Below are 21,336 nucleotides of genomic sequence, written 5' to 3'. Positions count from 1 at the left end.
GGTAAGGCGATGAATCATCCGGCCGACTCACCGATGCCCGCCCTGCCCCAGAGCGAACGCACGCTGCACGCTGCACTGGCTTGCGCGTTCGGCGTGCTCGATCGCCATGAAGTCGCTGCGCGGGCACTGGCGGAACTCGGCGATATCGACCTGCCATCGGCCGCACCCAGCCAGGATGACCTGGCCCAGCTCGATGTGCTGGGGCCCTTGTATCTGGCGCATGAGCTGGAGCGCGCCGGGCTGCTCGCAACGGCCGAACAGGTAGCGGGCCTTTTTGCCAGCGGGGCCATCACGCAACCGCTCGGCGCCGCCGCCGAAGCGATCAACCGTTTCTGGCGCACCAGGCGTGAGCGCCTCGATCAGACCGAGCGCCGCGCACTGTTCGATCAGGTGTTCGAAGCCCAGGTGTTCTACCCCATGATGCAGCGACTGTGCGATGCGATCCTGGCGCTCGCCGACAACGGCGGCACGCGCGACGTGCGCGAGGAAGTGGGTCTCAACCTGGCGATACGGGCGCTGCGCGAGCTGCTGTTCAGCCGCAGCGGCGGCATGGTGGCCTTCGCCGCGCGCGATGTGCTCGAAGCGGTGCGCGACGCTTCGGCCTTTTTGCGCGAGCGGCCCCTGCTCGCCGCGTTCTCGGTGCGCAGCCTATGGGGGCTGGTGGCCGCCAGTGGCGAGCGCAGCGAGCATGAGGCCAGGCAATACGCCGAACTCGGTGCCGCCGGCGTCGAGCTCATGAGCTGGCTGGCCCGGCCCGAAGCCGGCGTGGGCGGGCTCGGTGGACCCGAGAGCCTGTTTGGCGCGGCGCAGCGCTGGCTGATGGCCTGGGGCAGCCTGCCGGCACGGCCATGAGCATCGTCGCCACCGCGGCACCCGCCGCCCTTGCCTCTCCCGAGCCGCCTCCTTGGCTGCGCCAGGCCGTGCGCGGCGTGCTGGAGCAGTCGCCCGCCTACCAGGAGCTGGGAGCAGAACAGCGTCGGGCTCTGGCGCAGGCCATGGTCAAGGTCTCGGCGCTGGCCGCGACGCTGATCGCCGAAGAGCACGCGGCCGATGCGGCCTTGCCCCGCCAAGCACCTTTGGCGCGCGCACAGGATGCGCCGGCATTCGGCACCGCCACCGACCGTATCGCCGAGACCACGCGCAACGTGCTGGGCGCGGTATCGTTCCCGCGCTTCGTTACCGATCTGGTGCAAGGCGTGTTCCGCGCGATGCTCGATTCGACTTCGCAGCAGATGCAGATGTATGTCGAGCTCTTGAACAATGTCTCAGCATCCGCCTCGGGCTTCGAGCGCACCCAGTATCCGACCTCACAGGTGCGGCGCTGGGTGGCCGACCATTTCCCCGATCACATCGAATACGACGAACCCGAGCTGGAACCGGGCGAGCCCGTCGATCCGGAGGACATCGAGGAAATCCGGCTGCGGCTGAAGGCGGGCGCCAGCATGCCCGACGCCGATACGATACGTACGGCGCTGGGCATGGAGCCGGGCGAGACGGTCGAGGCCAGCAATCCGGAACAGCTGGTGCCGCTGGCCCGGCGCCAGATCGCGCGCCAGCGTCAGCAGATGCTGGCAACCATGGTGATGATGGGTATGCAACGCATCGTGATCGACAGCGGCAGGATCAACGCGTCGATGCGCTTTCATATCGACACCCGCAGCGCCACCAGTGACGACCAGGGCAGCCAGTTCGGCATGCAGAACCGGATACGCGCGGGCGCGCGAGCCAGCCTGGGGCCATGGGGTGTCAGCGCCGAGGCGGAAAACACCATCAGCTATGTCTCCACCCAGCGCACCCAGCGCACCGAGGAGATCAACACCGATCTGGAGCTCAATTCGTCGGTGGAGCTCAATTTCCGCACCGATTACCTGCCGCTCAACCGCATGGCGGCACAAGCCCAGGCGGATCGCATCCGCAATGCCTCGCTCAACCCCAGTGCGGAAACGGGCGACGGCAGCACTGAGCGTCGCGCCCGGCTGGACGCCCAGCTCACCGGAGAGCGCGAGCGTAGCAGCGCCACCAGCACCGCCGTCAGCGACGCCAGCCGTATCGCCCCGGCCAGCCCGCCACTGACAGTGCCCGACCCGGCCACGGCCCGCGGAACTGGAACCGGAACCGGAACTGGAACCGGAACCGGAACCGGAACCGGAACTGGGACTGGGACTGGGACTGGGACTGGGACTGGGACTGGGACTGGGACTGGGACTGGGACTGGGACTGGGACTGGGACTGGGACTGGGACCGGAACTGGAACCGGCACTGGAACCGGAACCGGAACGGGGGCTGGAACGGGGACTGGAACCGGCGCTTCACGGACATGAGCGGCGCTCTTCCCTGCGTCAGCATTTTGGAATAAGGTCGCAAGCTCCGAGTCCGCGCAGCTCAAGATGACGACGATAGCGGTATTCAACCAAAAAGGCGGGGTGGGCAAGACCACCGTGACCGCCAACCTAGCAGCCGCGCTTGCTCGTCATGGCGCTGCGCCGCTGGTGATCGATCTCGATCCGCAGGCGCATTTGACTGCGATGTGGCGCGTCACGCCCAAGCCCGGCGACACCATCCTGCGCTTTTATCAGGGCACCAGTGGCATCTCGGATCTGGTGCAGCAAACCCGCCACGGCATCGACTTTGTTCCTTCGCATCTGGAGCTATCCAAGGTCGATACGCAAGTCGTGCGGCATCGCGATCATGTCTGGCGGCTCAAGCTGGGCCTCACGGCCGAGATGCTCGCCGGCACCGACGTGCCCATCCTGCTCGACTGCAGCCCCATGCTGGGGCCGCTGGCGTTTTCTGCGCTGTTTGCGGCGGACTTGGTGCTGGTGCCAGTGGCGGCGGATTTTCTCGCGCTCAATGGCGCGGTGTTGCTCGATCGCACGCTGGCCGGGCTCGCCAAGTTCCAGCCGCGTATCCCGCGGCGCTACCTGCTCAACCGCTATGTGCCAGGCCAGGTCACCTCCGAGAAGGTATTGGGCCAGCTCAGCCAGCGCTGGGGCAGCGAGCTGATGCGTACCCGCATCCGCGAACAGGAAGTGCTGGGCGCTGCCGCCGGCACCGGCGAGGATATCTTTGCCTTCGCCCCCGAAAGCGGCGCAGCGCACGACTTCTCCTTCCTGCTCGACGAGCTGGTCGAAAGCGGTTTGCTGCGTCTCTAGACTGCGCTCGTCCGGCCGTGGGAAACGCCCGCTTTGCGCCGACGCTTCAGAAGCACAATCCGGGGAATGGCGCGCGCACGCCGTTTTCGCTATCGTGCCCGCGCACTCGCCATGGAACATTCCTGATGCCTCACTGATCGGCAACCTCCCCCGCCCAACCCGCATTGCCCCACGTGGCAATGCGTTTGCATCATGCCGATCAGGAACCGATCATGGAACGTTCATTGCGCCCTTTGCGCATCCACACCGCGCGCCTGTGCGTGCGCACCTTCACACCGCTCGATCTCGATGTCTTGCACACCTTGGCCCAGCAGCCCGAGATCACCGACGCCCTGCCCGACTGGGCGATAAGCCGCGAACGATGCCGCAATTGGCTGGACGCGCGTTGCATCACGGACAATGCCAGGCTCGACCCTGCCGCACTGGCCTTGCCGCTCGCCATCTGCCTGCATGATGGCGAACTCATCGGCTGGCTGGATGTCCGGCCCGATCCTGAAACCCCGCCGGACACCGCCGCGGTCAGCTACGCGCTAGCGCGCCAGCATCGCGGTCGCGGCTACGCTAGCGAGGCACTACGGGCCACCAGCCGCTGGTTGTTCGCTCACAGTGGCTGGGTCGCGCTGATAGCCATGGTGCGTCATGACCAGATCTCATCGCAGCAAGCACTACACGCCTGCGGCTTTCAGCCGCATGGCCAGGTGATCCGCAACGACCAGGTATTCGGGCGCTGCATGCTACTCCGGGCGCCCCAGCAGCTCGCTCTGATCCCTGCCGGGGAGCACGACGCCGAAGCAATATCGGCGTTGATGGTTCGTGCCGCTCACGTCGAAACCCACTGCTGGCTCGGCGAGCACGCGCCCTTCATCCCCGATCACGACCAACCCGCGATGCAGCGTTACCACAGCCGCAACGGCCAGTACTTTCGCATCGAGCTCGATGGCGAGCTCGCGGGCGTGATCCTTGTCAGCCATTCCGGGCATGAGCACGCGCGCATCGAGTTCTTCTATCTCGAACCGGCGTTCCAGAGCCTGGGATTGGGCAGCAAGGTGCTGGCGCTGGTCGAAACGCGGTTTGCACAGGTGACGCTGTGGACGCTCGATACCACCCGCCATAGCACGCGCAACCTGCCGTTCTATCAGCGCAATGGTTATGAGATTGCCGGCATGGATGATGACGAGTACTACCTGGTCAAGCACCTGCCGCAGCGCAACGACGTGGCCGACGACTTGCGGCGGGCACGCCGCCACCGTGGCAGCGAGATGGCGGAGCACGATTTCTACGAAGTGGATATGGCCAGGAGCAGTTTCAGCAACAGCAATCTCGCCGGCGTGCGGGCGCAGAACAGCGATCTGCGCGGCCTTTTCATCAGCAATTGCAATGCGAGCGAGCTTGAGATCGGCAATGCGCGATTCGATAACAGCGTATTGCGCCATGTCTCAATCGGCGGCGTGCGTTTCGAGCACTGCAACCAGGGCTGGTTCGGCGAGCGGCGGCCACTGTACTTCGCGCACAGTGACCTGGCCGGAAGCGAGCTCGTCGGCTGCGATCTCACCAACGTGCGGCTGGCGCAATGCCAGACCGAAGGGCTGACCATAGACGGCATCCCACTGTCCGAGCTGCTTGCGGCCTACGCCGCCCAACAGCACTAGCGGGAGCAGGCCCTGTCCGGCGGGGCCTGCTACAATCCGGGCTCCTCTCTTGCCGCAAACGCAACGCATGCACCGACTCGTCATCCAGGCGCCCGAAGTCGCCACCCAAGATCTGAAGCAACTCGCCCGCCTGTCCGATGCCTACGAGATCCAGGCGATCACGCCGCAGGCATTCAAGCTGCTGGGTGCGCATATCGACAACGACGAGGCGGTGGCCGATTTCTGCGAATCGGCCCAGCTCGATTACGCCTTCATCCCCGAGGACCTCGGTGTCGCCGACATTGGCCTCGTGGTGATGGACATGGATTCGACGCTGATCACCATCGAATGCATCGACGAGATCGCCGACATGGTCGGCATCAAGCCGCAGGTGGCCGAAATCACCGCCGCCGCCATGCGTGGCGAGCTCGATTTCAAGGCCAGCCTGACGCGCCGCGTCGCACTGTTGGCCGGGCTGGAAGAAGCCGCGCTCGGCCGGGTCTACGACGAACGCCTGCAGCTGATGGCGGGTGCCGAAGCCATGCTCAAGGGCTTTCATGCCGCTGGCGCCCAAACGCTGCTGATCTCGGGCGGCTTTACCTACTTCACCGAGCGGCTGCAGTCGCGGCTCGGCTTGACCCGCGCCATCGCCAATGTGCTGGAGATCGAAAACGGCAAGCTCACCGGCCGAGTGAACGGCGACATCGTCGATGCCGAGCGCAAGAAGGCGGAGTTGATCCGCTACCGCGAGGAACTGGGCCTGCGCCGCGAGCAGGTGGTGGCCATGGGCGACGGAGCCAACGATCTGCCCATGCTGCACGAGGCCGGCTTCGGCGTGGCCTGCCACGCCAAGCCCAAGGTGCAGGCCGAGGCGCCCTACTGCATCAACCACGTCGGGCTCGACGGCGTGCTTAACTACTTCCGCTGAGCGAGGCGGGGTCATGGCGGAAGATGCGGAGCACCTAACGCCATGAAGCTGACTTTCTTCGCCCGGGTTGGTTTACTTTTAATGCTGGTGCAATACAGCACTCAGGGTGCTGAGGATGCTAAAGGCACGGCATCTTCACCAACGCCGCTGACATGCTGGTACGCCGAGCGAAGTGGCGAACTCGCCCCCCATTCGCGCTGCGCCACCCAGCGCGGTGACACGCTGCAAATCAGCGCAAGACATCTGCAGCGCATGGTGTTCGACCAAGACGACCTTGCCACGCTGAGGGTGGCAGGCCAGCACTACTACGTGCGGCGCGATGGCAAAACGCTGGCCGTGATCACTTTCGACAATGGCGCCGACTACTATTCCGAGGGCTTGGTGCGCGGCCAACACGACGGCAAGATCGGTTTCTATGACCGGCGCTTCAACCCGGTGATCCCGCCGCGCTATGACTGGGCGTGGCCATTTGAAGACGGCGTGGCTAAAGCGTGCCAGGGTTGTGTCCCCATATACGGTGCTCACTACTGGGTCGACAATGCGCACTTGGCGTTGAGCGAAGGGCGCTGGTTCTACATCGACCGTCGTGGTCGGGAAACCGGCCCGGTGCCGGAGCGCTGATTCAGCCGCCAGCCACCGTGCGCTGCCGGCGCGTTTCCGCCAGCACGATACCGCTGGCGACCGAGACATTAAGGCTTTCCACCGCGCCGAACATCGGGATGGACACGAGCACGTCGCAGTGCTCGCGCGTCAGCCGGCGCATGCCTTCGCCTTCGCTGCCGAGCACCCAGGCAATGGGGCCGGCGCCGGCGGTGAAATGGTGCAGGTCGACATCGGCGTCGGCCGCGGTGCCGGCGATCCAGATTTCCCTGTCCTTCAGCTCGCGCAGCGTGCGCGCGAGATTGGTCACCATCACGTAGGGTACGGTTTCGGCGGCGCCACACGCCACCTTGGAGACGGTGGCGGTAATGCCGACCGATTTGTCCTTGGGCGCGACCACGGCGTGTACGCCCATCGCATCGGCCACGCGCAGGCAGGCGCCGAGGTTGTGCGGATCGGTGATGCCGTCGAGGATCAGCAGGAATGGCGGCTCGGCGAGGTCGTCGAGCACATCGTCCAGCGTCACATACGATTTGCCGGCGTCGATCAGTGCAGCGACGCCCTGGTGGCGCGCGTCGCCGGCGATGCCGGTCAGGCGCTTGTCGTCGACATGCAACACCTTCACGCCGTGCGTTTCAGCCAGCCTGGCGAGATCGCGCGCGCGCACGTCGTTACGCCCGGCGTCGAGGTAGATCTCGAGCACGCTGTCGGGGAAGCGCTTCAAACGGGCGCTGACGGCGTGAAAGCCGTGGAGGGTCTTCTTTTGCATGGAGAATCCAGGAGGGAGCCGCGTCCTAGACGCCGACGCGGCCGGTGGTGGTGTAGCCTTCGCGCGCAAGGTAGCGCAGCAGGGCCTCATCGTCCAGCGGCATGGCGTAAAGGTAGCCCTGCACCACGTGGCAACCGCTGCGCCGCATGTAGAGCATCTGGCCCAGCGTTTCCACGCCTTCGGCCACCACCTTGAGCCGCAGCTTCTTGGCCATGGCGATGATGGCCTCGGTAATGGCGGCGCTGTCCTCGTCCTCCGGGACGCCGACGATGAACGAGCGATCGATCTTCAGCGTATCGAGCGGGAAATGCTTGAGGTTGGATAGCGACGAGTAGCCGGTGCCGAAATCATCGATCGCCAGCTTCACGCCCATGGCGCGCAATTCGCCGAGCACGCTGACCGCGCGCTGCGGGTTCTGCATGATCATGCTTTCGGTGATTTCCAGTTCCAGCCGCTGCGGCGCAATATCGTAGGCCTTGAGCGCCCCCGCCACCTGCTGCGGCAGCTGTTCGCGCAGAAACTGCCTGGCCGACAAATTGATCGCCACGCGCGGAATCATGTAACCCCGGTCCTGCCACGAGCGCATCAGCCGGCACGACTCGCGCATCACCCACTCGCCGATCGGCACGATCAGCCCGTTTTCCTCGGCGATCGGGATGAAGCTTGCGGGCGGCACGAGGCCGAGCTCCGGGTGTTCCCAGCGGATCAGGCATTCCACGCCTTCGAGCTCGTTGGTCGCCACGTCGATCTGCGGCTGGAAATGCAGCCGTAGCTCGTCGCGTTCGAGCGCATGACGCAGGCTGGTTTCCAGCACCAGATGCTCAAAGGCGCGCGCGTTCATCTCGGGCGAAAAAAACTGGTAGTTGTTCTTGCCCAGCTCCTTGGCACGATACATCGCCACGTCGGCGTTCTTCAGCAACTGCGCCGGCAGGCTGCCATCGCCCGGATACAGGCTGATGCCGATCGAGCAGGTGACGAACAGCTCCTGGCCATGGATGACGATGGGCTGGCACAAGAGCTGCAACAGGCGCTCGGCGACGTGCGTTACGTCATCGATATGGAGGATGTTCTCCAGCAGCACCGTGAATTCGTCGCCGCCCAGGCGGGCGATCACGTCGGTCGATTTCACGCTGTCGCGCAGGCGCGAGGCGATCACCTTCAGCAGCTCGTCGCCGACGTCGTGACCCAGCGTATCGTTGATCGCCTTGAAGCGATCCAGATCGATGAACAGCAGCGCCATCTGCACCCGCTCGGCGCCGGAGCGCGCCACCGCCTGTGCCAGCGCCTCGTGCATCGCGCTGCGGTTGTGCAGCCGCGTCAGTGCATCGTGGTTGGCCAAGAAGTGCAGCCGTTGCTCGGCTTCCTTGCGATTGGTGTAGTCGGAGAACACGCCGACGTAGTTCGAGACCTGGCCGCGCTCGTCGCGCACCGCGCTGATCGATAGCCACGCCGGATACGCTTCGCCGCCCTTGCGTCGATCGAGCATCTCGCCCTGCCAATAACCATCCTCGGCCAGCTTGTGCAGCATATCCGGGCTGAGTTCCTGCCCCTTGGGGCCGAACATGCGCGAACAGCGGCCTATGGCCTCGCCGGCTTCAAAACCGGTGATGCGCGAGAACGCCGGATTCACCGCGACGATGCGTGCCTGCGCGTCGGTGATCAGAATGCCTTCGGATGCATTCTGGAACACCTGGCCCGAGAGGCGCGCGTCGCGCGCGGCCGCCAGGCCCTCGCGGTGCGACAACGACAGCATCACGCCGGTCATCATCACTGCCGCCTGCATGGTCACGGCGGCCAGGCAATCGGCTGGCGCCAGCGTATTCGCGTGTGCGGCCAACACGGCGCCACTTGCCGCGATCAAGCCGACGAGGCCGGATGCAAACAGCCCCGCGCGCAACGCCGCCCAGGCCATCAGCGGAAACAGCAGGAACTGCAGATTACCGAGGCCCGGCCAGGGTGGGAAATAGATCAGCCCTGTCGTCGGCACGGCCGTGGCCAATAGCGTCGCCAGTTCTATCCTGCCCTGGGCATCGCGGCGCCTCGAGCCGTAACCGACATGCAAGGCCACGGCGATCAGCATGGCCAGCGCATCAGCCCACCACCACATCAGCCATTGCGTCCACAGCGACGCAATACCATCTTCAAGAAACAGACGCACGAACACGCTGCCCATGCTGGCGACGATGCCGGCCGCCAGCACGGGGCCCGCCGCAATGAAACGCAGTCCCTCGGCGACCCGCCAGTCACTGTCGCGCACGGAGGATGGCATCAGCACCAGGATCAACCACGCTTCACCCGTCTGCAGCAAGGCCAGCGCCAACGTGGCCGGAAGTGGCAGCCCGGCGAGCAGGGGATAAACGAGGCTACCCAGGGCGATCGGCAACAGGCACGCGTGGCCCCAGCGCAGCAGCAGCGTCACCGAGACTCCCGTCGCGATGGCCAGCATGGGCGCGTCATGACCACGGACGGCAAAGGCCCAGCTGGCGAGCTGGGCGAGCATGACTAGCGCGAGCGCGAGCCAAAAGCGAGGCAGAAGACGCGACATGGATAAAGAGAGGTGTGGCTGGGCACTTTTCGCCGTGTTTTCACCGCGTTGCGGTGTCCGGCCTGACAAAGGCAAGTGCCGAATCATTCGTCATGACTACTGAAAAAGCAAGCACACCGCCGCGAGTGTCATCAGCCTGCCGGTATAATGCCGCTTTGCCCCTCGCCCCCCGCCGCCGTGACCGCCCTGCCCCGCCCCGGAGAACGCCTCAGCCTTGCCACGCCGCATGGCTCCGCCGACAGCCTGTTGCTGGCGCGCTACGCGCAAGCCGCTCGACCGCTCACCATCCTGACTGACAGCGCTGCAGCTGCCTCCCGGCTCAAGGAAGAACTCGCATTCTGGCTGCCCGATGCCCGCATCGTCATGCTGCCCGATTGGGAAACGCTGCCTTACGATCATTTCAGCCCGCACCAGGATCTGATCTCCGAGCGGCTGGCCACGCTGTGGCAGATCCGCCAGGGCGAGGCGGACATCGTGATCGCGCCGCTGCAGACCGCGATGGGACGGTTGGCGCCGGTCGAGTACCTGGCCGGCTACACCTTCATGCTGAAGAAGGGGCAGAAGTTCGATGCCGACCAGTTGCGCGCCGACCTCACCTTCGCCGGCTACAGCCATGTGACCCAGGTCTACAGCCCGGGCGAGTATTCAATCCGCGGTGGCCTCATCGATCTCTACCCGATGGGTTCGCCCTTGCCCTACCGGATCGATCTCTTTGACGACGAGATCGAGACCATCCGCACCTTCGACGTCGACACCCAGCGCAGCCTCTACCCGGTGCCGGAGATCCGATTGCTGCCGGCGCGCGAGTTCCCGCTGGATGACGCCGGGCGCAGCAAGTTCCGCCAGCGCTTTCGCGAGGTGTTCGAGGGCGACCCGAGCAAGAGCCGGCTCTACAAGGACATCAGCAGCAGCGTTACCCCCGCCGGCATCGAGTACTACCTGCCACTCTTTTTCGATCACACCGCCACACTGTTCGACTACCTGCCGCCCGCCACCCTGCTGGCACTGACCGGCGATGTGCAGGGCGCCGCAGCGCGCTTCTGGGCGGACACCCAGGATCGCTATCGCAATCTGTCGGGCGAGAAGGACCGGCCCATCCTCGCGCCGCGCGAACTCTATCTGCCCGCGGACGAGCTCTTCGCGCAGATCAAGCGTTACCCGCGTCTGGAACTGGGTGAGCGCGATACGGCGTTCAGCCAGCCACTGCCGGCGTTGCAGGTGGACCGGCGCGCTGACAACCCCATCCTGCGACTGAATGATTTCGTCACGCGCTGGCCCGGCCGGGTGCTGATCACGGCGGAGAGCCTGGGCCGGCGCGAGACCATGGCGCAGATGTTCGCCGAGTATGGCCTCAAGCCCGCGCTCACCGAGAGCTGGCAGGCCTTCGTCGACGCCAAGGATAGGGTGATGCTGGCCGCCAGCCCGCTCTACAACGGCTTCGCGCTCGCCGATCCGCAGACCGCTATCATCACCGAGGCCGACCTCTACGCCACCGTGGTGCAGGGCCGCAGCCGCCGCCAGCAAAAGCGCAGCAACACCGACGCGATGCTGCGCGATCTCTCCGAGCTCAAGATTGGCGACGCCGTGGTGCACGAGGCGCACGGCATCGGCCGCTACATGGGCCTGACCAGCATGGACCTGGGCGAAGGCGCGACCGAGCTGTTGCTGCTGGAGTACTCCGGCGGCGACAAGCTCTATGTGCCGGTCAGCCAGCTGCATGTGATCTCGCGCTACTCGGGCGGCGCCACCGACACGGCGCCGCTGCACAAGCTCGGTTCCGGCGCCTGGGACAAGGCCAAGCGCCGCGCCGCCGAGCAGGTGCGCGATACCGCGGCCGAACTGTTGAACCTGTATGCCCGGCGCGCCGCGCGCAAGGGCCACGCCTTCGAGTGGGGCCATCATGACTACGAGGCGTTCGCCGCCGGCTTCGGCTTCGAGGAAACGGCCGACCAGGCCGCCGCGATCGAGGCCGTGCTGATCGATCTGCGCATCGACCGGCCGATGGATCGCCTCGTCTGCGGCGACGTGGGCTTTGGCAAGACCGAGGTTGCGCTGCGCGCCGCCTTCGCTGCGGTGGCCGGTGGCAAGCAGGTCGCTGTGCTGGTGCCGACGACGCTCTTGGCCGAGCAGCATTTCCAGACCTTTTCCGATCGTTTCGCCGATTGGCCGATCAAGATCGCCGAGCTCAGTCGCTTTCGCACCACCAAGGAAGTCAATATCGCGCTCAAGGGCCTGGCCGAGGGCGGCGTCGATATCGTGATCGGCACGCACAAGCTGGTGCAGCCCGATGTGCAGTTCAAGAACCTGGGCCTCGTGATCATCGACGAGGAGCACCGCTTCGGCGTGCGGCAGAAGGAACAGTTGAAAGCGCTACGCGCCGACGTCGACGTGCTGACGCTGACCGCCACCCCCATCCCGCGCACGCTGGCGATGAGCCTGGAAGGCATTCGCGACTTTTCGGTGATCGCCACCGCGCCTTCCAAGCGGCTGTCGGTCAAGACCTTCGTCGCCAAATACAGCGACGGCGTGATCCGTGAAGCCTGCCTGCGCGAACTGAAGCGCGGTGGCCAGGTGTTCTTCCTTCACAACGAGGTCGACACCATAGACAACATGCGCGAGAAGCTCGCCGCCCTGCTGCCGGAGGCGCGCATCGGTGTAGCGCATGGCCAGATGCGCGAACGCGAACTCGAGCACGTGATGCGCGATTTCTCGGCTCAGCGCTTCAACCTGCTGCTGTGCACCACCATCATCGAGACCGGCATCGATATCCCGAACGCCAACACCATCTTGATGAACCGTGCCGACAAGTTCGGCCTGGCGCAGCTGCACCAGATGCGCGGCCGCGTTGGCCGCTCGCACCACCAGGCCTACGCCTACCTCTTGGTGCCCGATGTCGAGGGGCTCTCGGGCGACGCCAAGAAGCGGCTGGAAGCGATCCAGCAGATGGAGGAGCTCGGTTCCGGCTTCTACCTCGCCATGCACGACCTGGAAATCCGGGGTGCGGGCGAAGTGCTGGGCGATTCGCAATCGGGCGAGATGCAGGAAATCGGCTTCTCGCTCTACTCGCAGATGCTGAACGAAGCGGTGAAGGCGCTCAAAAAAGGCCAGGAGCCCGATCTGTCGCAGCCGCTTGGCGTCACCACCGAAATCAACCTGCACGCTCCTGCGCTGCTGCCGAACGACTACAGCCCGGACGTGCACGAGCGACTCAGCCTCTACAAGCGCCTTGCCAACTGCGAATCAGCCGACGAGCTCGATGACCTGATGCAGGAGCTGATCGACCGCTTCGGCCTGTTGCCCGATGCCGCCAAGGTACTGCTCGACTGCCACCGGCTGCGCATGCTCGCCAAGCCGCTCGGCATCCAGAAGATCGACGCGGCCGACAGCGCGATCGTGATCACCTTCGCCAAGAACACGGTGATCGAGCCGTTCAAGATCATCGGACTCGTACAGAGCAAGAAGCACTACAAGATGGTCCCGCCCGATCGCCTGCGCGTGGAAGGCAACTGGCCCGAACCGGCGCTGCGCGCGGTGCGGGTGAAAGAGCTGCTGAAAGAGCTGGGCTGAGCGCTCCCCCCAATCGAATCGAACGATAGAACCCAAGGAAAACTGATGTCCCTCGCCCCGCTGACCGACGACGAACTCGACCGGCTCGATGCTTTTTTGATGTCGCCGCGTACCCCCGAAGAAACCATGGATATGGAAATGCTCGACGGTTTCCTCGTCGCACTCGCCATCGGTCCGCGCGAGATTGCCGAAGAGGAATGGCTGCCGCAGGTGTTCGCCGGCACGCCGCCCGAGTTTGCCGACCAGGAGGAAGCCGACGAGGTGTTCGGCCTGATCCGCCGCCACGCGGCGCATGTCAGCGCCTCGTTCGCGCCCAAGCGCCGCGAGAATGTCGGCGAGGAACCGCTCTACTACCCGCTGATCCTGTCGGACGAAGGCGCGGACGAGAAATGGCAGGAATCGCTCGGCGCCTACTGGGCCTCCGGTTTCCGCCTTGGCATGCTCGCCGATGAAGAGGTGTGGCAAGCCGCACTGGACGCTGACGAGGAGTTCTACAACTCGGTCGCCGCCATCCTCGCGCTGGAGGAAGGCCACCACCCCGAGGACGAAAACGAGGATGTGCTCACGGTGAAGGCGCGCGAGGAGCGCGTGTCCGAGCTGCCCTGGCATGTCGAGGACGTGATGTTCTACTGGCTGGAGCAGAAATACGGCCAGGTCGAGACGGTAAAACGTGACGAACCCAAGGTCGGCCGCAACGACCCTTGCCCCTGCGGTTCGGGCAAGAAATACAAGAAGTGCCACGGCGCCTGAGCACGCCGACGCTCCACCAACAACCGGGCCCCAGGCCCGGTTTTTCTTTGCCAGAACGCAGCGCCGAGCGCGTGTGCCTTAGGGTTTTCATTCATGTTGCACCGCACCGTAATCGCACAGCGGCGGCCGCCATCCGCACAATCCTAGTGCGGCGCACAAGCGGAATATTCTGCACAAATCAAGCAAACATGCGCCCTGCAGCTCGGCCACGCACTTGGCATGGCCTTTGCTGAAGTACCCGGGACCAGCGCAACGGCGTGCTGGTGTTGCAAGGCGATCGACTGCGAGTGCTCGTCGATAGGTGGCTCGCTGCCACCCCTTAGGATCGAATGGCCCGCATCGCGGGCAACAGGACAACGGCGTCCCTCCAGCCCACCGGGTTGGTCGGATGCCGTTTTTGTTTTCGGCTGCGCAGTGCGCGGCCAGCATGAGGAATGCACCATGGCGAGCACGAACGAGGCCGGCTCCTTCTGGCGGGCCGGCCACACCCCCACGCTGTTTTCGGCCTTTCTCTATTTCGACCTGAGCTTCATGGTCTGGTACCTGCTGGGACCGTTGCAAATCCAGATCGCACAGACCCTGGCGCTCTCGACCCAAGAGCGCGGCCTGATGGTGGCCACGCCCATCCTCGCCGGCGCTTTGCTGCGGCTGGCCATGGGCATGCTGGCAGACCGGCTGGGCGCCAAGCGCACGGGGCTGTATGCGCAGGTCGCCATCATCGTCACGCTGCTTGGCGCCTGGCAACTGGGCGTTCACAGCTTTGGCCAGGCGCTGATTCTGGGCGTGCTGCTCGGCATTGCCGGCGCCTCGTTCGCCGTGGCGCTGCCACTGGCTTCGCGCTGGTATCCGCCGCAGCACCAGGGCACGGCCATGGGCATCGCCGGGGCCGGCAATTCCGGCACCGTGCTGGCGGCGCTGTTCGCGCCGGCATTGGCCGTGGCCTTCGGCTGGCAGAACGTGTTCGGCATCGCCGTATTGCCGCTCCTGGTGGTGCTCGCCGTGTACTGGCGCTGCGCCAAGGACGCGCCGGGCGCGGTGCAGAAGAAGCGCTGGTCCGACTACGGCCGCATGCTCTCGCACGGCGATGCCTGGTGGTTCATGTTCTTCTACGCGCTCACCTTCGGCGGCTTTTCCGGCTTCGCCAGCGCCCTGCCCGGCTATTTCAGTGACCAGTTCGGCTTTGCCCCCAAGCTGGCGGGCTGGGCCACCGCAGCCTGCGTGCTGGCGGGCTCGGCGATGCGCCCGCTCGGTGGCGTGCTGGCCGACCGTATCGGCGGCACGCGCTCATTGCTGGGCGTGTATGCGGCCGTTGCGCTGTTGATAGGCATCGCGGGCTTCAACCCCGGCGGCGCCGTGGTGCAACTGGTGCTGTTCATCGCCGCCATGCTGTGCCTGGGCGCAGGCAATGGCGCGGTGTTCCAGCTGGTGCCGCAGCGCTTTGGCAAGGACATCGGGATCATGACCGGCCTCATCGGCATGGCCGGCGGTGTCGGCGGCTTCGCCCTGGCGGCGAGTCTCGCGGCGATCAAGCAGCACAGCGGCGACTACGCCGGCGGGCTGTGGCTGTTCGCCTGCCTGGCCGCACTGGGCTGGGTGAGCCTCTCCACCGTGAAGCAGCAATGGCGCAGCGGCTGGGCCGTAGCCACCGCGCGTGTCTGAATCCGCCGCGCAGGCAATCCATGTTGATTTGAAAGAGCGAGACTGATCATGAAGAAGATGAAACTCGTCGTCGTCGGCAACGGCATGGCCGGTATCCGCACGGTGGAAGAGCTGCTGGCGCTGGCGCCCGATCTTTACGACATCACCGTGTTCGGCAGTGAGCCGCACCCCAACTACAACCGCATCCTGCTCTCGCCCGTGTTGGCCGGAGAGCAGGAATTCGACAATATCGTGCTCAATCCTCGCAGCTGGTATGAGGAAAACGGCATCACGCTGCATACCGGCCGCACCATCACCCGGATCGACCGGGCGCGGCGCCGGGTGATCGCCGACGACGGCGGCGAGGCCGAGTACGACCGGCTGCTGCTGGCCACCGGCTCCACGCCCTTTATGTTGCCGGTACCGGGCAAGGACTTGCGCGGTGTGATCGCCTACCGCGATATCGCCGATACGCAAGCGATGATGGACGCCGCCTCGGCGAAAAAACACGCGGTCGTCATCGGCGGTGGCCTCTTGGGGCTGGAAGCGGCCAACGGCCTGAAGCTGCGCGGCATGACGGTATCGGTGGTCCACCTTGGTGACTGGCTGCTCGATCGCCAGCTCGACGCCACCGCAGGCGGCCTCTTGCGCCGCTCACTCGAGGAGCGCGGCCTCAGTTTCCTCTTGGGCCGGCAGACCGAGGAGATCGTCGGCAACGCCGAGGGCGAAGCCTGTGCGGTGCGCTTCAAGGGCGGCGAGGAGGTGCCGGCCCAGCTGGTGGTGATGGCAGTCGGCATCCGTCCCAACACCGCGCTGGCGGAAAGCGCGGGGCTCTATTGCAACCGCGGCATCGTGGTCAGCGATGTGCTGCAGACGTTCGACCCGCGCATCTACGCCGTGGGCGAGTGCGTCAGCCATCGCGGCGTCGCCTATGGCCTCGTCGCGCCGCTGTTCGAACAGGCCAAGGTCTGCGCCAACCATCTGGCACGGCTCGGCATCGGTCAGTACCAGGGCTCGGTGCTGTCGACCAAGCTCAAGGTCACCGGCATCGATCTCTTTAGCGCCGGCGACTTCATGGGTGGCGAAGGCTGCGAGGACATCGTGCTCAGCGATCCGGCCGGTGGCGTGTACAAGAAGCTGGTGATCAAGGACGACCAGCTGGTTGGCGCCTGCCTGTATGGCGACACCCTGGATGCCGCCTGGTATTTCAAGCTGCTGCGTGAGGGGCGCAAGATCAACGACCTGCGCGACACGCTGATGTTTGGCGAATCGGCCATCGGCGACGTCGGCGTCGCCGGGCAGAGCCGCGCCGCCGCGATGCAGGATAGCGACGAGGTCTGCGGCTGCAACGGCGTATGCAAGGGCACCATCGTCAAGGCGATCAAGGACCAGGGCCTCTTCACCGTCGACGACGTGAAGAAGCACACCAAGGCCGCCAGCTCCTGTGGCTCGTGCACGGGGCTCGTCGAGCAGATTCTGATGAACACGCTGGGCTCGAGCTTCCAGGAAACGCCCAAGACCAAGGCGGTTTGCGGTTGTACCGACCACACCCATGGCGAAATACGCAAGGCGATCCGCGAGCAGCACCTGACCACGCACCTGGCGGTCTACCGCTTTCTGGAATGGCGCACGCCCAACGGCTGCGCCACCTGCCGTCCGGCCGTGAACTACTACCTGCTCTCGACCTGGCCCAAGGAGGCGGTGGACGACCCGCAAAGCCGCTTCGTCAACGAGCGAGTGCACGCCAATATCCAGAAGGACGGCACCTTCTCGGTGATCCCGCAGATGAAGGGCGGCGTGACCAACCCGTCCGAATTGCGCCGCATCGCCGATGTGGCCGACAAATACGCGGTGCCCATGGTGAAGGTGACGGGCGGCCAGCGCATCGATCTCTTGGGCGTGAAGAAGGAGGACCTCGTCAACGTGTGGAAGGATCTGGGCATGAATTCCGGCCACGCTTACGGCAAGTCGATCCGCACGGTGAAGACGTGCGTGGGCAGCGAGTTCTGCCGCTTTGGCACGCAGAACAGCACGCAGATGGGGATCGATCTGGAAACGATGCTCGCCAATATGTGGAGCCCGCACAAGGTGAAGCTCGCGGTATCGGGCTGCCCGCGCAACTGCGCCGAGGCCGGCATCAAGGATGTGGGCGTGATCGCCGTCGATAGTGGCTGGGAGCTCTATGTCGGCGGCAACGGCGGCATCAAGACCGAGGTCGCGCAGTTCCTCGCCAAGGTAAAGACCAGCGACGAGGTGAAGGAGTACAGCGGCGCCTTCCTGCAGCTTTATCGCGAGGAAGCGTATTACCTCGATCGCACCGTGCACTACATCGCCCGCGTTGGGCTCGACTACATCAAGCGCCAGATCGTCGACGATGCGGCCAACCGCAAGGCCCTGTACGAGCGGCTACTGTATGCGCTCGAAGGCTTGCCCGACCCGTGGGCAGCCCGCATCGCCGGCGCGCAGAAGCAGGAATACATCCCGATCAAACTCATCCCCGCAGGAGAGCCGGCATGAACGCGCCTGCCACCCAACAATGGCTGCGCGTCTGCGCGGTAAACGAGATCCCGCTGCTGGGCAGCCGGCTGGTCGAGTGCCCGTCCGGCAATATCGCCGTGTTCCGCACCGCCGAGGACAACGTGTTTGCGCTGCTCGATCGTTGCCCGCACAAGGCCGGCCCCTTGTCGCAAGGCATCGTCCACGGCGAGACGGTGACCTGCCCGCTGCACAGCTGGAACATCGACCTGAAATCGGGCGAAGCCAAGGCACCCGATGTCGGCTGTGCGCGGCGTTATCCGGTGGAAGTGCGCGACGGCGACGTGTTCCTAGCGTTGGCATCGGCATGAGGCCTACTGCGCGCATCGAGAACCGCGTTGCGCGGTGCTCGCAATCCTCATGGACTTCAGTCCATTCCGGTTGCTGCGCGCCGGGCGCCTTGTTCTCGAAGCGCTCGCTACGGCTCCTGTCGATCCAAATGGAGTACTCGACATGACGAAAACGATAACCCGCTCGACCTGCTGCTACTGCGGTGTGGGCTGCGGCGTGCTGATCGAGAGTGAGGCCGGCCGCATCACCGGCATATCGGGCGATCCGGCGCATCCGGCCAACTTCGGCCGGCTGTGCACCAAGGGCATGACGTTGCCGGCCACTGCTGCCAGCCTCACCGGCCGCGCGCTGCACCCGGAAATGCGCCTGACGCGTGATGCGGCGCGTCAGCGTGTCGACTGGAACACGGCGCTCGACACCGTTGCCGAGCGCTTTGCCGACATCATCGAGCGCCACGGGCCTGATGCGGTCGCCTTCTATATCTCCGGCCAGCTCCTGACCGAGGACTACTACGTCTTCAACAAGCTGGCCAAGGGTCTGATCGGCACCAACAACATCGATACCAACTCGCGGCTGTGCATGAGCAGCGCCGTGACCGCCTACAAGCTGGCGCTGGGCGCCGACGGCCCACCGACGTGTTACGAGGATCTGGAACACGCCGATTGCGTGCTGTTTGCCGGCAGCAATATGGCCTATGCGCATCCGGTGCTGTTCCGCCGGCTGGAGGCCGCCAAGGCCACACGGCCCGCCACGCGCTGGATCGTAATCGACCCGCGCCGCACCGACACCGCCGCGATGGCCGATCTGCATCTGCAGATCCAGCCCGGCACCGATGTGGCCCTCTTTAACGGCATGCTGCACCACCTGATCTGGGAAGGCCTGATCGACGCCGACCACATCGCCAGCCACACCTCGGGCTTCGCCGAACTCAAGGCGCTGGTGCGCGACTACACGCCCAAGTTCGCCGCCGAGCTGTGCGGCATCCTCGAGGCCGACCTGATCCAGGCGGCTCAGTGGTTCGGGCAAGGCGGCCTTAACAAGGGCAGCAGCCTGTCGCTCTATTGCATGGGGCTGAACCAGTCCGCACACGGCACCGACAAGAACCTCGCGCTCATCAACCTGCATCTGGCCACCGGCCAGATCGGCAAGCCCGGCGCCGGGCCGTTCTCGCTCACCGGTCAGCCCAACGCCATGGGTGGGCGCGAAGTGGGCGGCATGGCCACCATGCTGGCGGCGCACCGCGACATCCAGAACCCTGAGCACCGCGCCGAAGTGGCAGCCCTGTGGGGCGTGCCCGCTGCGCACCTGTCGCCGCAGCCTGGCCTGCCGGCGGTGGCGATGTTCGAGGCGCTGCGCGAGGGCAAGATCAAGGCCATCTGGATCGCCTGTACCAACCCAGCCCACTCACTGCCCGATCTTGGCCCGGTGCACGAGGCGCTCTCCGCCGCCGAGTTCGTCGTGGTGCAAGAGGCCTACACCGAAACCGACACCGTGCCCTATGCCGACGTGCTGCTGCCGGCAGCGACCTGGGGCGAGAAGGAAGGCACGGTCACCAATTCCGAACGCCGCATCTCGTGCGTGCGCGCCGCAGTGCCTACGCCCGGCGAGGCAAGGCCGGATTGGTGGATCGCGACCGAGGTGGCCAAGCGGATCGAGGCACGCTTGGTCAACCAGTCCGCCAACGAAATCCCCCCCGGCCCCCCTTCCGTGACGGTGGGAATGCTGAACCTGCCTCGGCTATTCAACTTTGCTGGGCCGGAATCCATCTTCAACGAACATCGCGCACTCACCGTCGGCCGCGATCTCGATATCGGCGGGCTCGATTACGATAGTCTGGAAGCGCTGGGCCCCCAGCAATGGCCACGGCCCGAAGGCGCAAGCGGCGGCCAGGCACGGCGCTACACCGATGGCCACTACGCCACCGCCGATGGCCGCGCGCGGTTTCATGTCACCCGCTACCTGCCCGTTGCCGAGCCGACCAATGCCCGCTACCCCTTCCACCTGCTGACCGGCCGGCTGCGCGATCAATGGCACGGCATGAGCCGCTCCGGCCGGGTGCCGCAGCTGTTTGCCCACGCGCCCGAGCCCAGCCTGACCATGCATCCGCAGGATGCCGAGCGGCGCGGCTTCAAGGCGGGCGAACTGGTGCGTGTGGCGAGCAAGCGCGGTGATCTGGTGCTGCCGCTCGCCATCGCAGACGATGTGCAGAGCGGCAGCGTGTTCGCCGCCATGCACTGGAATGGCCAGTTTCTGAACAGCGGCGGCATCAATCACGCCAGCAGCAAGGCCGTCGATGCCAAATCCTTTCAGCCCGAGCTCAAGCACGCCGCCGTGCGCATCGAGCGGGCGGAGCTGCCCTGGCGCGTGCTGGCGGCCTGCCGCGCCGCCGATGTACTGGCGCTGCGCGGTGCCGTGCAACCCTTGCTGGCCGAGTGCGATTACGCCGCGCTCAGCCTGCAGGGGCAGGACACACTGGTGCTGCGCGCCGCCTGTGCCACGGCGCAGCCCGACTGGCTGGCCCGGCTGTTCGCCACCCTCGCGCTGGAGCCGGGCGAGCACGTGCTCGATTACCACGATGCGCGGCGCGGCCTACTGAAGCGCGTGGCCTGGAATCCCTTGGATAACACGCTGGCGGGCTTCGTCTTCGCTGGCGACACCGCTGGCGGTGACGCGCTGCTCGGACGTCTGCTCGATGGCGAAGCCTGGCAAGGCTCTCGCCTTGCCGCATTCGCTCCGCGACCCGCCACCGTGCGCGATCGCGTGATCTGCAACTGCAAGCAGGTGAAGGCCTCGCAGATTGCCGCGCTGGTGGCGCAAGGCTGCGATGTCGACGGCCTCAAGGCGCAACTGGGCTGTGGCACCGTCTGCGGCTCGTGCGTGCCGGAATTGAAGCGACTGGCCAGCCAGCCCGTCGCAGCCTGAGGAAATTGCAA

14 protein-coding genes are annotated in these 21,336 nt (G+C 65.5%); 12 read left to right on the top strand and 2 right to left on the bottom strand.

Features of this window, described 5'->3' with window-relative positions:
* The first annotated feature begins 33 nt into the window (after nt 1–33).
* The 6 genes from NLI84_RS13825 (at nt 34) to NLI84_RS13800 (ending at nt 6,329) form a co-directional block, all read left to right on the top strand.
* Nucleotides 34–852 carry a hypothetical protein gene (locus tag NLI84_RS13825; protein ID WP_255991076.1) on the top strand — a complete coding sequence of 273 codons (819 nt, stop codon included), beginning with the start codon at nt 34–36 and terminating at the stop codon, nt 850–852.
* Nucleotides 849–2,321, top strand: coding sequence for a hypothetical protein (locus tag NLI84_RS13820; protein WP_255991075.1), 1,473 nt, complete (start codon nt 849–851; stop codon nt 2,319–2,321). The genes NLI84_RS13825 and NLI84_RS13820 overlap by 4 nt, the downstream gene beginning before the upstream one ends.
* A gap of 66 nt (nt 2,322–2,387) precedes the next feature.
* On the top strand, nt 2,388–3,152 hold the full coding sequence (locus NLI84_RS13815; RefSeq protein ID WP_255991074.1) for a ParA family protein: 765 nt from the start codon (nt 2,388–2,390) through the stop codon (nt 3,150–3,152).
* Nucleotides 3,153–3,364: 212 nt separating this feature from the next.
* The gene (locus NLI84_RS13810) at nt 3,365–4,801 is read left to right on the top strand and encodes a GNAT family N-acetyltransferase (RefSeq protein WP_255991071.1); all 1,437 of its coding nucleotides are present in this window, start codon (nt 3,365–3,367) and stop codon (nt 4,799–4,801) included.
* Nucleotides 4,802–4,868: 67 nt separating this feature from the next.
* A complete protein-coding gene (gene serB, locus NLI84_RS13805) occupies nt 4,869–5,708 on the top strand; it encodes a phosphoserine phosphatase SerB (protein WP_255991070.1) in 840 nt (279 codons plus the stop codon).
* 42 nt (nt 5,709–5,750) lie between these two features.
* Nucleotides 5,751–6,329: a WG repeat-containing protein gene (locus NLI84_RS13800; protein WP_255991069.1), complete on the top strand. Its 579-nt coding sequence runs from the start codon at nt 5,751–5,753 to the stop codon at nt 6,327–6,329.
* Between the two features lies 1 nt (nt 6,330).
* Here the strand turns inward: NLI84_RS13800 and rlmB are convergent, their stop codons facing one another.
* Complete coding sequence (gene rlmB / locus NLI84_RS13795) at nt 6,331–7,077, bottom strand: 23S rRNA (guanosine(2251)-2'-O)-methyltransferase RlmB (RefSeq protein ID WP_255991068.1); 747 nt, start codon at nt 7,075–7,077, stop codon at nt 6,331–6,333.
* A gap of 25 nt (nt 7,078–7,102) precedes the next feature.
* Nucleotides 7,103–9,577: a bifunctional diguanylate cyclase/phosphodiesterase gene (locus tag NLI84_RS13790; RefSeq protein WP_373316961.1), complete on the bottom strand. Its 2,475-nt coding sequence runs from the start codon at nt 9,575–9,577 to the stop codon at nt 7,103–7,105.
* A gap of 192 nt (nt 9,578–9,769) precedes the next feature.
* On the opposite strand from NLI84_RS13790, the gene mfd reads away from it, so the two are divergent.
* The 6 genes from mfd to NLI84_RS13760 all read left to right on the top strand — a co-directional run bounded on the left by mfd (nt 9,770) and on the right by NLI84_RS13760 (nt 21,325).
* The gene (mfd, locus tag NLI84_RS13785; protein ID WP_255991066.1) at nt 9,770–13,189 is read left to right on the top strand and encodes a transcription-repair coupling factor; all 3,420 of its coding nucleotides are present in this window, start codon (nt 9,770–9,772) and stop codon (nt 13,187–13,189) included.
* Between the two features lie 45 nt (nt 13,190–13,234).
* Nucleotides 13,235–13,939, top strand: a complete 705-nt coding sequence (locus NLI84_RS13780; protein WP_255991065.1) for a UPF0149 family protein — start codon at nt 13,235–13,237, stop codon at nt 13,937–13,939.
* 441 nt (nt 13,940–14,380) lie between these two features.
* Nucleotides 14,381–15,598 (top strand): nitrate/nitrite transporter, encoded by a 1,218-nt coding sequence (locus NLI84_RS13775; protein WP_255991064.1) that lies wholly within the window; start codon nt 14,381–14,383, stop codon nt 15,596–15,598.
* 48 nt (nt 15,599–15,646) lie between these two features.
* The gene (nirB, locus tag NLI84_RS13770; RefSeq protein WP_255991063.1) at nt 15,647–18,094 is read left to right on the top strand and encodes a nitrite reductase large subunit NirB; all 2,448 of its coding nucleotides are present in this window, start codon (nt 15,647–15,649) and stop codon (nt 18,092–18,094) included.
* Complete coding sequence (gene nirD, locus NLI84_RS13765) at nt 18,091–18,423, top strand: nitrite reductase small subunit NirD (protein WP_255991062.1); 333 nt, start codon at nt 18,091–18,093, stop codon at nt 18,421–18,423. Before nirB ends, nirD begins: the two co-directional genes overlap by 4 nt.
* A gap of 142 nt (nt 18,424–18,565) precedes the next feature.
* The gene (locus NLI84_RS13760; protein WP_255991061.1) at nt 18,566–21,325 is read left to right on the top strand and encodes a nitrate reductase; all 2,760 of its coding nucleotides are present in this window, start codon (nt 18,566–18,568) and stop codon (nt 21,323–21,325) included.
* Nucleotides 21,326–21,336: the final 11 nt, after the last annotated feature.

This window comes from Chitinolyticbacter albus (genome assembly GCF_024437655.1).
GTDB classification, from domain to species: domain Bacteria; phylum Pseudomonadota; class Gammaproteobacteria; order Burkholderiales; family Chitinibacteraceae; genus Chitinolyticbacter; species Chitinolyticbacter albus.
This window is presented reverse-complemented; position numbering and strand designations above follow the sequence as displayed.